The sequence below is a fragment of the Pseudomonas tensinigenes genome (assembly GCF_014268445.2).
Lineage (GTDB): Bacteria > Pseudomonadota > Gammaproteobacteria > Pseudomonadales > Pseudomonadaceae > Aquipseudomonas > Aquipseudomonas tensinigenes.
The window spans coordinates 321,628-333,727 of sequence record NZ_CP077089.1; the positions used below are offsets into that span (position 1 = coordinate 321,628).

Here is a 12,100-nt window from a genome sequence, read left to right on the forward strand (position 1 = left end):
GACAAATGCGTCTTAGCATTTTTCGTAAGCCAGCTAAGTTATGTCTTCCCTATTTCATTGCCTTGTTTCCTGGAGTTTTCATGAACACCGCCGCATTGCGCGAGCAGATCCAAAAAGCCCAACAACACGAAAAAGACACCGGCCTGCTGACCCGTCAGCTGGAAAGCAAGCTGCCTCATTTACACCCGGCGATCCAATTGCCGGAAGCCGACGCCAATGGTGTGCTGACGCGTTTTGTCGCCGCCTACATTGATGAAGTGCCAGACCTGCTGGATGCAGCCAATGAAGTTGCCAGGGAAGCGGGAATCGAATCACAGATCAAACCGGTGCTGAAAATCGCCGAGCAGTATTTCCTCCAGCCGCCAGCCATCATGGCCGGGCACGTTGGCCTGGACAGCCTGCTTGACGAAGCCTATCTGGCGCACCGTTTTGTCGAAGAGGTCAACGACCTGTACATCAAGCATTTCGGCCAGCCATTGATCCCCTTGGACATGACGGTCGCCAACTTGATTGCTCACCAATTGATCGGTGAGGAATTTGCCAACCAACTGGACGAAGCGGTGCATCACGCCATTGACGAGATGCTCAACGATGAGAGTTTTGCCCTGGAATCGGTAGAGGTCTACCGCGAAAAACTCAGCAGCCCGGACACCGGCGCCGCGTGGAAACGCTGGCCGTGCATGGGGCGGCGACTGGGTGTGGGTCTGGAACTCGATCAGCCTGCTGCGTAAGCCTCATACGCCATAGATCCAATGTGGGAGCGAGCCTGCTCGCGAATGCGGTCGATCATTCAACATCTCTGTTGGCTGATCCACCGCTTTCGCGAGCAGGCTCGCTCCCACAAGGTTTATCGCAACAGGGCGTTTTTAGCCGGCAGCGCCGATACCGGTAGTGGTTCGAATCCGTCCTTCAAGCCTGCGCTTCAACCCGCGCGACTCAATCAACAGCTTCGACCCCTTCGCCGCATTCGCCCGGCCCCACTCTTCCAGCAACTCCAGACACGAATGGTCGATGTAGCTCAGGTTATTGAGCGGCACATGCACCGTCGTTCCCTGCGGAATACTGCCCAGCACTTGCGTCAGCGCCGGCACCTTGAGGAATGTCGCCGCGCCGACCAGACGCAACTCCATCTCACCGTCCTGGGGCAGATCGATCAGACTGATCTTCAACCGCGACGCCTTGAACGCCAGTTTCAACATCGTCAGACCGAAACCGATCAACACGCCCGTCAGCAGGTCAGTGAAGATGATCGCCAGCGCTGTCGCCGCATAGGTGAACATCGGCATGCGCCCATAACGTCCCAGGCCTCGAAACGCTTTGAGATCGACCAGTTTGAACCCGGTGTAAACCAGCACACCGGCCAGACTCGCCACCGGAATGCTTTGCAGCACACTCGACAGCAACAGCACGAACGCCAGCAGCCACAGACCATGGAAGATCGTCGAATAACGCGTGGTCGCGCCGGCCTGGACGTTGGCCGAACTGCGCACGATTACCCCGGTCATCGGTAGCGCGCCGAGCAGACCGCAGAGCATGTTGCCGACACCTTGCGCCGACAGTTCGCGGTCGAAATCCGAACGCACGCCGCTGTGCATGCGATCCACCGCTGCGGCAGACAACAACGTTTCCGCGCTGGCGATAAACGCCACCGCAAACGCAGCAATCAGCAGAGTCGGATCGGCAAGGCTAAGCAGGTCCGCAGGTTTCAACCAATCGATGGCCTCCGCCAGATTCGCCGGTACTTCAACGCGCTTGACCTGCAAAGCGAGCAACAGACTTGCCCCGGTCGCCAGACCGACACCGAGCAATGCACCCGGAACGAAGCGCAACGAATGTGGGCGGAATTTTTCCCATAGCCACATCACCGCAATCGTCGACAGTCCGAGCAGTCCGGCCTGCCAGCCGAACGACGGCAAGGCCTGCGCCACTGCCGCCGGGAACGCCGTAAGGTTATCCAGGCCAGAAGGCTTCGGTGATGCATCGAGCATCACATGCACCTGCGACAGCACGATCAATACGCCAATCCCCGCCAGCATGCCGTAGACCACCGCTGGCGCCGTGACCCGAAACCAGCAACCGAGCTTCAAGCGCCCGGCGACCAGTTGCAGGAAACCGGCGAGCAGCAGAATCGGCCCGAGCATCTCGATGCCGTGCTGGCGTACCAGTTCAAAGACCAACACCGCTAGGCCCGCAGCCGGCCCGCTGACCTGCAACGGCGAGCCCGCCAGCCAACCGACCACCAGACCGCCGATGATCCCGGTGATCAAACCCTTGGCCGGTGGCAACCCTGACGCAATCGCGATACCCATGCACAGCGGCAACGCGACCAGAAACACAACCACTGAAGCGAGCAACTCCCGTGGCAACACCGCTTTCAATTGAGCCGCACGCATGGCGATTCTCCCGAAGTTTTCTTCAGGCATGGCTTCGCCGAACCGCTGAAACAGCGGCCGGCGTCAAACCACACAGATGTTTAGGAAGATTTAGAAGCGCGCTTTGGGCGTCGCCACCGGAATCGGATGGCTACCGTCGAGCGGCAGGAAACGGCCCTGATCCGCGTCGTAAGCTTTGATTTCGCTGGTTTCGATGTCGTAGACCCAGCCATGGATGAACAAATGACCGTTCGCCATGCGCGAGGCTACCGAAGGATGGGTACGCAAGTGCTGCAATTGGGCGATGACGTTTTCCTCGGTGAGGATCGGCATGCTTTCTTTTTCGTCGGCGCAGTTACAGTTCTCATGCACCATGGTTTTCGCGACTTCAGCGTGGCGCAGCCAGGCTTTGACCGTCGGCATTTTTTCCAGGCTGTCCGGATTGAGCACTGCACGCATGGCGCCGCAATCGGAGTGGCCGCAGATAATGATGTGCTGCACGCCGAGCGCCAGTACCGCGTATTCGATCGCGGTGGAAACGCCGCCGTTCATCTGCCCGTAAGGCGGCACGACGTTGCCGACGTTACGGGTCACGAACAGATCGCCGGGCGAGCTGTGGGTAATCAGCTCGGGGACGATGCGCGAGTCGGCGCAGGTGATGAACATCGCCTTGGGCGCCTGGGCCGTGGCGAGTTTCTTGAAGAGTTCTTCCTGCTGTGGGAAGACCTCATGATGAAAATGCAAAAAGCCGTCTACGATCTGGCGCAGCGCTGCATCGGCGGATTCCGCTTCAGGGGTTTGCGCCGACGCAGCCAACGGCTGTTTATCCTTGTCACTCATGATTCATCCTCTTTGGCGGATTAGGGGAGTCGTTCCCATGTATTCCGGTATGAAGCCAGTGGCTGTTTAAAACATCCGGGTCATCCCGACCCGTCAGTCACTCGATGAACAAGGTAGCCGCCGAAACTTAACTCAAACTGAATCAAACGCTCTAGAACGTGTGTTCCAGGTCACAAAAAACGTGACTGGGTGTTTTCCGCGGAAGGATTCCAACCCCTCAACCATAGGCCAATTGTCGCTAAATCAAAGACATCTGGCGACCCGGCGGACAGAAGGCGGATCAACAATCCCTGCGTGCGCGTGCGTATGCCCGTTCCGTCCGGTGCAGGTATGGTCCGATCTGTTCAAGAGGTCAGGCAACAAGACTCCTTGCGATACATATTTTACGAAACAGATGTCCGATGGTTTTTTATCAATCGGCTCGTAATATGAGGGCTGCCATGATGGCAAATCAGATAAAAATGGAGTTTTAAATGACAAGTATTGCGCGTGGAAAAAGTATTCGAGGCATCTTCCTCGATCGCACAGTGATTGAGGGTTTACACGCTAACGGTTCAAGATCTGACATTTTGATTACGATGCAATTGGCGACCAAACAAGAGCATCGCGACCCGCTCACTAATGAAGTGACGGAGACGCTGGTAGATTCCAGGATAGTAGGGGCCATCTCGCGCAATCGCGGTAGAACTTTTAACGTTGCACCTGTCGCAAGCGACATCGACGGCGACGGCGATATTGATTCTCAAGACACAGCGAAACTGGCAGCCCTGGCCAAGGCGTATAACAGTATTATCAAGCCCTGAGTCATCGCCGAGGTCAGCGTGAACTTTCATGTTGGCCTCGGCTTTGAAGTTTCATTCCTTCCTTTCGATTGGTGCGTTGACTCAGCGCTTAGCCAGTTGCTCTTAGATCAATGCCATCTGGCGACCCGGCGGACAGAAGGCCGTGCAATCGAGGTTGTAGCCTTCGCGATGATTCATGCCAAGACGCTTTATGGCTTTGGCAAATCGCTGCGCGAGCAGGTCGGCGAACACCCCTTCACCACGCATCCGCGCCCCGAAACGGCTGTCGTAGAGGTCGCCGCCACGGCTCTGGCGGATCAGGCTCAGCACATGCGCGGCGCGTTGCGGATAGTGCGCTGCCAGCCATTCTTCGAACAGTGGCGCCACTTCCAGCGGCAGACGCAACATCATGTAGGCAGCGCTTTGCGCACCGGCGGCGTGGGCTTCGGTGAGCAGGTTTTCGATTTCGCTGTCGTTGATCATCGGGATCATCGGCGAACACAGCACGCCCACCGGAATGCCGGCCTCGCGCATCACCCGAATGGCTCGCAACCGCGCTTTGGGTGCGGCGGCACGCGGTTCCAGGATGCGTTTGAGCTCGTCATCCAGCGTGGTCAGGCTGATCATCACGGCTACCAGCCGTTGCTCTGCCAACCGAGTGAGCAGGTCGAGGTCGCGCAGGATCAGCGAACCCTTGGTGACGATGGTCACTGGGTGCCGATAGCGCAAGAGCACCTCAAGGGTCTGGCGGGTGATCTTGTATTCGCGCTCGATCGGCTGATATGGATCGGTGTTGGAACCCAGATTGATCGGTGCGCATTGATAGCCTTTTTTCCCGAGCTGTTCTTCCAGCACTTGGGCGGCGTTGGTCTTGGCGATCAGTTTCGTTTCGAAATCCAGCCCGGGTGACATGTCCCAATAGGCGTGGCTGGGCCGCGCATAACAATAGATGCAGCCGTGTTCGCAGCCTCGATAGGGGTTGATCGAACGGTCGAAAGGCAGATCCGGTGAAGTGTTGCGGGTAATGATGGTTTTGGCGGTTTCGATCATCACTTCAGTACCTTGCGTCAGCGGCACTTCCTGAAACCAGCCGTCATCCTCGGCCACCGAACGGTTCGGTGCGAAGCGGTTGTGCGGGTTGGTCGCGGTGCCGCGACCGCGAGGTGGCAATGGAGTAGACATGAAAACGCCCCGATACTGTATATGCACACAGTATCGGGGCGTTGCGCGTCTGGCTAGTGCCGTCGGGCGACTGGTCAGTTGTGTTGCGTCACCTGACCGAGGTCATCGCTGGAGGTGTGTTTCATATCTTCCTTGCGCAGTTCGGCGACATCGGCGACCTTCACCGGCGCGCCTTTGTTGCCCCAGCTGCCACGGATGAAACTCACGACGTCCGCCACTTCCTGATCCGACAGGCGCCAGGCGAAACCCGGCATGGTGAAGGTCGAAGGCGCAGTGTGCGTCGCTGGCAGCGTACCGCCCTTGAGCACGATATGGATCAGCGAAGTCGGATCGTCCGATTGCAGCACCGGATTGCCCGCCAGCGCCGGGAACACGCGGGTATAGCCGTGGCCGTCGGTGCGATGGCACGCCGCGCAGTTGTCGATGTACACGGCCGCTCCGCGCTGGCTGTCGTCACCATTCCACAGGGCTTTGGCGGCTTTCTCATCGTACTGATGCGGTTGATCGTTCGGATCAGTGGCCGGCAGCGATTTGAGGTAGCGGGCAATCGCTGTCAGGTCGGCATCGGTCATGTATTGCATGCTGTGGGTGACCACATCGCTCATCCCGCCGAACACCGCGCTGCGATCGCTGCGCCCGGTCTTGAGGAACTGCACCAGTTGCTCCTCGCTCCAACTGCCCAGACCGTCCTTGTGATCACCGCGCAGGCTTTTGGCGATCCAGCCTTCCAGCGGCGCACTGCCGGCGAGGAAGTTACTGCCATCGGCCGCGCTCAAGGATTTTTCCTGCATGGTCAGCGCGCGCGGTGTGTGACAGGCACCGCAATGGCCCAGGCCTTCGACCAGATAGGCGCCACGGTTGATGACGGCGTCGTCCCCGGTCGCCTTGTAGTCCTCGACCTTCGGCGCAAACATCCAGCGCCAACCCATCAGCGGCCAGCGCATGCTCAACGGCCACGGGATGTCGCTGGCCTTGTTCTCCTGCGCGACCGGTGCGACGCCGTGCATGAAGTACGCGTACAGCGCTTGCATGTCGGTTTCGCTGACACGGGCATAGGACGGATACGGCATCGCCGGGTACAAGGTACTACCGTTTTTGGCGACGCCATGGCGCACGGCCTGATCGAAGTCTTCGAAGCTGTATTCACCGACGCCGGTTTTATCCGGGGTGATGTTGGTCGAGTAGATCGTGCCGATCGGCGTTTCCATCGGCAGACCACCGGCGAACGGTTTGCCGTTCTTGGCGGTGTGGCACGCCACGCAGTCACCGGCGCGGGCAAGGTATTCGCCTTGTTTGATCAAAGCTTGATCAACGTCGGCCGCATGGATCGAGGCACTGCCGAGCAGCGCCAAAGTCGCGATAACGAGATTTTTCATGGTCGTCGCTCCTTAAGCCTGAACCAGCGGGCCGGGGTTTTTCAGGTACTGCTCGCGGATCGCCTTCGCCGACCAATAGGTCAGTGCGGCAACCAGTCCGGTCGGGTTGTAGCCAAGACCCTGCGGGAACGCCGAGGCGCCAGGGACGAAGACGTTGTGCACGTCCCAGCTCTGCAAGTAGCGGTTCAGCGCGCTCTTCTTCGGATCGGTGCCCATGATCGCGCCACCGTTAAGGTGGGTGGTCTGGTAAGAGGCGGTGTTGAAGTGATCGCCGACCTTCTTGCCGATCACTGCAATCGCTTTCGGCCCCATTGCTTCAGCGACCTTGCCCATTTTCTCGACCATGAAGCGGTTCATCTTGATGTCGTTTTCCTGCCAGTCGAAGGTCATGCGCAGCAGCGGCAAACCGTAGGCATCGCGGTACACCGGATCGAGATCAAGGTAGTTGCCACGGTAGGACTGATGCGCACCGTGGGCGTCCATCGACACCTGGTGGGTGTAGTAATCGGCGGTCGCGCGTTTCCAAGCGCTGCCCCAGGCCGGAGTGCCCGGCGGGTTCGAGGTGCCGGCAATCGGCCGACTGCCGGCCTGGTTGACCCACATCGGCGAGCCACCGACGAAGCCGTGCGGGCCGTGGTCGAAGTTGTCGGCGTTGAAATCGTCCAGCGCCACGCCGTTACCGCCGGCACCGATGAAGTTGTTGGTGTGGGTGTCCTTGTCGAAGAACGCCTTGATGGTCGCCATGTTCTGGTAGGCGAAGTTACGCCCGACCACGCCTTCGCCGCTGATCGGGTCGTACGGTTTGCCGATGCCGGAGAGCAGCATCAGACGCACGTTGTGCAACTGGAACGCGCCGAGGATCACCAGATCCGCCGGTTGCTCGATCTCGCGACCCTGTCCGTCGATGTAGGTCACGCCGGTGGCTTTGGATTTCGTGCTGTCGAGGTTGACGCGCAGCACGTGCGAGTTAGGCCGCAGCTCGAAATTCGGCAGCGGTTTCAGCGCCGGCAGAATGTTCACGTTAGGCGACGCCTTGGAGTACATGTAGCAGACATAACCGCTGCAGAAACCACAGAAGTTGCACGGCCCCATTTGTGCGCCGTAAGGGTTGGTGTAAGGCCCGGAGGTATTTGCGGACGGCAGGTTGTAGGGTTTGTAGCCGACTTCTGTCGCCGCTTTGCCGAACAGTTGTGCGGAAACCGTATTCTTCTGCGCTTCCAGCGGGAACGGGTTGGAACGATCCGGCGCGTATGGATTGCCGCCCTTGCCCTGACCGACCAGTTGGCCCTTCACCGTCCAGGCCTGACCCGAGGTGCCGAAGACTTTTTCGGCGAAATCGAAAAACGGTTCCAGCTCTTCATAGCTGACGCCGAAGTCCTGGATGGTCATGTCCTTGGGGATAAAGCTTTTGCCGTAGCGCTCTTCGTAGTGGCTGCGCATGCGCAACTCGATCGGATCGACCCGGAAGTGCACACCCGACCAGTGCAGGCCGGCACCGCCGACGCCATTGCCCGGCAGGAACGCGCCCAACTGGCGGTTCGGCAGGGCGATGTCGTTGACGCTGTGGCGAATGGTGACGGTTTCTTTGGAGATGTCCTGAAAGAGTTTTTTGCGCACGCTGTAGGTGAGTTCGTCGATCACCTGCGGATAGTTGCCGTCGGGGTAGGTGTCCTGCATCGGCCCGCGCTCCAGCGCCAGCACGTTGAGGCCCGCTTCGGTCAGTTCCTTGGCCATGATCGCGCCGGTCCAGCCAAAACCGACGATGACTGCGTCAACCTTCTTCATTACCGTTGCCATGCTTACGCCCTCTCGCCGCGAATCGAAACTGCCGGGAAGGGGTATTGCTCGTTGCGTTCCACCCAATCCATGAAATCGGCGCGGGCGCCGGGGAAGCCGATCATGGTCCAGCCGACCATGCCTTTGTTGCCGCCGTGGATCGGGTCGCAGAAGAACCCTTCCTTGGTGTTTTGCAGCAGCAGATTGAAGAAAATCTTTGCCGGAACCGCGTCGAATTGCGGCTTGCCAGCTTCAAGTTGCTTGAGCAAATCGTCTCGGGTAGCGCTGTCTTGCTCAGCAAATACTTTACCGTTGAGGGATTTTGCCCACTGATCCGTGGCGGCGATGCCGAGGCGATAGATCTCTTTGGGTACCAGTTTGCTCTGCCAGCCCATCTCGGGAGCGGCGTCAGCATTGAACGGGCCCTGCATGTACCAAAGGGCACCGGCGGCGTACGGCGTGTTCATCTGGCGGTCGATGTATTCCGGTACACCGGCTTCGAGCGCACCCGGGCCTTGGGCATCGTTGGGAATCAATTGCGCGACGGCGGCATTGATAAACGCCCATTCCTCAGCCGTGAAATAGCTCGGTTGGTAAGCGCTGGCATCAGTGCGCACCGATTGCGGCGCGGGTGCAGCAGGTGCGGTTTCAGGTGCCGCTTGCAGGACGCTGCTGCCCAGACCGGTACCGGCCAAAGTGACAACCGGAATCAGGGTCAGGGATTTGCGCAAAAACTCACGCCGCGGGTTGTCTCGATCTTCATCAGACATGGGGTGCACCTCATCAGGCATTAGGAGACAGCCGCTTCTGCGAGCGGCTTGAGGAATTTTCGTCGAGACGGATCCGGTCTGACCCGGAGAAAGGGGACGCGTCTGCAACATGATGTGACAAATGGTAGCAGGCTAAGCTTCCGGATAAACCGATTCAGCGGAAAAAACACCGGTTTTCTTAATGGCAGTGCTGGAAAACATGCGGATTCACGTTTCTTTGACAGGCGCCTCACAGGGCTTTGACCGCCCGACGCCGAAGCTGTGTTTCTCCTCATCATGAATCCCGACACGGTCACCCCAGCATGTCCCGAGTGCGTTTTTTCCCGGCTTTGTGTTTATCGTTTTTAGCGCTGTTGCCCTCGATAGCAGTCCAGGCGCAGCCGGCATCGACGGTTCGCCCGACTGAGTGGGCGCAACCGGTCGAAGTGCAATACAACCTGTTCCAGATGTCGCCGACGCTCTATCGCAGCGCGTTGCCGGATGACGGCGCGGTGCCGTTGCTGAAAAATCTCAAGGTCGCCACGGTGATCAACTTTCTACCGGAAGCAGACAGCAACTGGTTGTCCGACTCCGGCATCAATCAAGTGCAATTGCCCTATCGCACCAATCACGTTGACGACGCCGATGTACTCAAGACCCTGCGTGCGATTCAGACTGCAGAGGCCAGCGGCCCGGTGCTGATGCATTGCAAGCACGGTTCTGACCGCACCGGGTTGATGGCGGCGATGTATCGCGTTGTGGTGCAGGGCTGGAGCAAAGAAGACGCCTTGAGCGAAATGACCCAGGGCGGCTTTGGTGAAAGCGGGCATTTTCGCGAGAGCGTGCGCTACATGATGCAGGCCGATGTCGACAAGCTGCGCACCGCGCTGGCTAATGGCGATTGCAGCACCAGCGCGTTCGCGACCTGCTCGATGAAGAGCTGGTTTCAGACGGTCAATCTGAAGTAACCGCAGGGGTCGCGGCTGCAAACAGTTGTGCATTGACCGGCTCGCCAAGAAACGCATGTGCCGAGTTCAGCAATGAGCGGGAATCGCCGGGGGAGAAGAACGCCTCGCGAAAATCCCGTCCCGTCTGGGTGGCGAACAGGCCTTCGCGTTGAAACCGTTTGAACACTTCGCTAGCCAGTACGCCTGACCATTTGTAGGCATAGACCGATGCCTCATAGCCGGTCGCCAGGTAGTCGAATCCATAGGCGAAGCGGTAATAGCCCGACATTTGCAGGTGCGGGTTCTCGCGTTGCACGTCCTCGAATATTTGCTCGATGCTGCGACCATCGCCATGGCTGCGATGTAACTGCAGATCGAATAATGCTGACATCAACAGCATGGCAGTTGTCCGGCTGGTGTGAGCACCAATGGCCGTCAGGGCTGTGTTGACTCGCGCCAACGTCAACCGCTCGCCGCTCTGATAATGAGCTCCCAGCCACACCAGAAACTCGGGTGACAGGCACCAGTGTTCGAACAGCTGCCCGGCGAACTCGGCCGTATCGCGGCCCAACTGGGATATCCCCGACAGGTTGCGATGGGGCGAGCGCGTCAGAACATGTTGCAAGCAGTGGCCGAACTCGTGGAACAGCACCCGCAGATTTTCGTGGGAGAGCAGGCAAGGATGCTCGTCTGTGGCGGCGGGAAAGTTGCTGTAAAGGTGGGCAATCGGCAGTGATGGGCGTCCTTCGGCATTGACCCGGCGGATGCGCAAGGCGCTGGTGAACGCGTAATCGGCGGCATCGTCGCGGTGATAAGGGTCGATGTAGATATGCCCGATCACTTGCCCGTGTTCGCGCACCTCCAATAGCCGAATGCTTTCATGCCAGTGCTCGGCAGACGTCTGTTCGATGATATCGACACCGAACATACGCTCGCTGAACTGACAGAGCCGGCGCAACGTACCCTCGAGCGGAAAATACTGACGCAGGCCCTTGAGTGCACCGTTCAATTGTTGGAGGCGTAACTGCTCGGCGAGAAAGTCTTCATCCCATGGCTGTACTGGCGCAATCCCCTGTGTCAGCGCGAATGCGTTCAGAGCCCGGGCGTCGCGCAGCAAGGCCGGCGTGTTCAACGCGGCTTGCTGGCGGACAAAGGTGCCGACTTGCTCAGGCGAGGTGGCCATGCGGTTTTCAAGGCGAAACTGGACGAAATTCTCGCACCCCAGCAATCTGGCTTTCTCGTGACGCAAGGCGACCAGCAACGTCAGCACCGGATCATTGTCGGCTTTGTCCGGCTGCCGGCCGCGATCGGATGCCCGGGTGAACCACGCAGTGAAATACTCTTCCCGCAGTGCCCTGTTTTGCCCATGAGTCATGATCTGCCGATAAGTGTTCTGATCCAGCGTGAGTCGCCAGCCGTCGTGTCCTGCCTCTTTGGCATTGAGCGCCAGGCGCGCCTTCACCGCAGCAGACAAACCATCGAGCTGCGTGACGTCGTCGATGCGTTTGTGCCATGCGGCGCTGGCCTGCTCCAGATTGCTCAGGAACAGTTGTTCCAGACGCCGGATATCGCGGTTCAGGCGGGCAAGTTTTTGCTGTTGCGCAGTTGGCAGCTCAATCCCGGACAAGCGGAACTTGCGCAGAATCTTCGCCAGCGAGGCTTGGCGCTGACCATCGAAACTTGCTGCGATCGAGCTGTTGGCTAGCCGTTGGTAAGTACGATACAACGCCAGATTGGCGGCCTTTTCGGCCCTGTATCGGTCCGCGGTGAGGCTGCACAAGGCGCTTTCCCTGAGCCAATCGACGTCGTCGACTTTGACCGTCGAGAGTATCTCGATGATGCCCATGGCTTCATCCAGACGAGCATCGGCTTCATCGACGGCCACCACCAGATCGTCCCAGCCCGGATGCTCGGTCTGGCTGGCGATTACTTGGGCAATGATCCGGCGGTTATCGGCAACGATCACGTTGATTGCCGGCCCCAGATGCTCGGCGCGTATCGCCGACCACGGTGGCAGGGTCCAGTGTTGTAACAGCGGATTGGTGTCAGGCATGGCGTCTTCCTTGAGGCGTGGCT

At 59.0% G+C, this 12,100-nt stretch carries 10 protein-coding genes; 3 read left to right on the top strand and 7 right to left on the bottom strand.

Annotated elements, in window-relative coordinates; all coding sequences use genetic code 11:
• The first annotated feature begins 80 nt into the window (after positions 1 to 80).
• On the top strand, positions 81 to 731 hold the full coding sequence (locus HU718_RS01460; protein ID WP_150708343.1) for a hypothetical protein: 651 nt from the start codon (positions 81 to 83) through the stop codon (positions 729 to 731).
• A 135-nt stretch (positions 732 to 866) separates the two neighbouring features.
• Here HU718_RS01460 and HU718_RS01465 read toward each other — a convergent pair whose 3' ends face one another.
• Positions 867 to 2,393 carry a SulP family inorganic anion transporter gene (locus HU718_RS01465; RefSeq protein WP_016983437.1) on the bottom strand — a complete coding sequence of 509 codons (1,527 nt, stop codon included), beginning with the start codon at positions 2,391 to 2,393 and terminating at the stop codon, positions 867 to 869.
• Positions 2,394 to 2,483: 90 nt separating this feature from the next.
• Positions 2,484 to 3,212, bottom strand: a complete 729-nt coding sequence (locus tag HU718_RS01470) for a carbonic anhydrase (protein WP_007911720.1) — start codon at positions 3,210 to 3,212, stop codon at positions 2,484 to 2,486.
• A 473-nt stretch (positions 3,213 to 3,685) separates the two neighbouring features.
• On the opposite strand from HU718_RS01470, the gene HU718_RS01475 reads away from it, so the two are divergent.
• Positions 3,686 to 4,015: a hypothetical protein gene (locus HU718_RS01475; RefSeq protein WP_016983438.1), complete on the top strand. Its 330-nt coding sequence runs from the start codon at positions 3,686 to 3,688 to the stop codon at positions 4,013 to 4,015.
• A gap of 102 nt (positions 4,016 to 4,117) precedes the next feature.
• Here HU718_RS01475 and HU718_RS01480 read toward each other — a convergent pair whose 3' ends face one another.
• The 4 genes from HU718_RS01480 to HU718_RS01495 form a co-directional block, all read right to left on the bottom strand.
• The gene (locus tag HU718_RS01480) at positions 4,118 to 5,176 is read right to left on the bottom strand and encodes a PA0069 family radical SAM protein (RefSeq protein ID WP_150730885.1); all 1,059 of its coding nucleotides are present in this window, start codon (positions 5,174 to 5,176) and stop codon (positions 4,118 to 4,120) included.
• 74 nt (positions 5,177 to 5,250) lie between these two features.
• Positions 5,251 to 6,552 (bottom strand): c-type cytochrome, encoded by a 1,302-nt coding sequence (locus tag HU718_RS01485; RefSeq protein WP_186613133.1) that lies wholly within the window; start codon positions 6,550 to 6,552, stop codon positions 5,251 to 5,253.
• A gap of 12 nt (positions 6,553 to 6,564) precedes the next feature.
• Entirely contained in the window at positions 6,565 to 8,349 is a 1,785-nt protein-coding gene (locus HU718_RS01490) for a GMC family oxidoreductase (RefSeq protein ID WP_016983441.1), read from the bottom strand.
• Positions 8,350 to 8,351: 2 nt separating this feature from the next.
• A complete protein-coding gene (locus HU718_RS01495) occupies positions 8,352 to 9,098 on the bottom strand; it encodes a gluconate 2-dehydrogenase subunit 3 family protein (protein ID WP_102902581.1) in 747 nt (248 codons plus the stop codon).
• 302 nt (positions 9,099 to 9,400) lie between these two features.
• Here HU718_RS01495 and HU718_RS01500 point away from each other — a divergent pair, with 302 nt between their 5' ends.
• Positions 9,401 to 10,045, top strand: coding sequence for a dual specificity protein phosphatase family protein (locus HU718_RS01500; RefSeq protein WP_186613131.1), 645 nt, complete (start codon positions 9,401 to 9,403; stop codon positions 10,043 to 10,045).
• Here the strand turns inward: HU718_RS01500 and HU718_RS01505 are convergent.
• Positions 10,032 to 12,077 carry a M3 family metallopeptidase gene (locus HU718_RS01505; protein ID WP_186613129.1) on the bottom strand — a complete coding sequence of 682 codons (2,046 nt, stop codon included), beginning with the start codon at positions 12,075 to 12,077 and terminating at the stop codon, positions 10,032 to 10,034. The two genes, HU718_RS01500 and HU718_RS01505, sit on opposite strands and share 14 nt — an antisense overlap.
• Positions 12,078 to 12,100: the final 23 nt, after the last annotated feature.

What these genes read in the sequence shown, in the direction of transcription:
- HU718_RS01460 (WP_150708343.1), top strand. Translation starts at nt 81, where the DNA reads ATGAACACCGCCGCATTGCGCGAGCAGATCCAAAAAGCCCAACAACAC.
- HU718_RS01465 (WP_016983437.1), bottom strand. Translation starts at nt 2,393, where the DNA reads ATGCGTGCGGCTCAATTGAAAGCGGTGTTGCCACGGGAGTTGCTCGCT.
- HU718_RS01470 (WP_007911720.1), bottom strand. Translation starts at nt 3,212, where the DNA reads ATGAGTGACAAGGATAAACAGCCGTTGGCTGCGTCGGCGCAAACCCCT.
- HU718_RS01475 (WP_016983438.1), top strand. Translation starts at nt 3,686, where the DNA reads ATGACAAGTATTGCGCGTGGAAAAAGTATTCGAGGCATCTTCCTCGAT.
- HU718_RS01480 (WP_150730885.1), bottom strand. Translation starts at nt 5,176, where the DNA reads ATGTCTACTCCATTGCCACCTCGCGGTCGCGGCACCGCGACCAACCCG.
- HU718_RS01485 (WP_186613133.1), bottom strand. Translation starts at nt 6,552, where the DNA reads ATGAAAAATCTCGTTATCGCGACTTTGGCGCTGCTCGGCAGTGCCTCG.
- HU718_RS01490 (WP_016983441.1), bottom strand. Translation starts at nt 8,349, where the DNA reads ATGGCAACGGTAATGAAGAAGGTTGACGCAGTCATCGTCGGTTTTGGC.
- HU718_RS01495 (WP_102902581.1), bottom strand. Translation starts at nt 9,098, where the DNA reads ATGTCTGATGAAGATCGAGACAACCCGCGGCGTGAGTTTTTGCGCAAA.
- HU718_RS01500 (WP_186613131.1), top strand. Translation starts at nt 9,401, where the DNA reads ATGTCCCGAGTGCGTTTTTTCCCGGCTTTGTGTTTATCGTTTTTAGCG.
- HU718_RS01505 (WP_186613129.1), bottom strand. Translation starts at nt 12,077, where the DNA reads ATGCCTGACACCAATCCGCTGTTACAACACTGGACCCTGCCACCGTGG.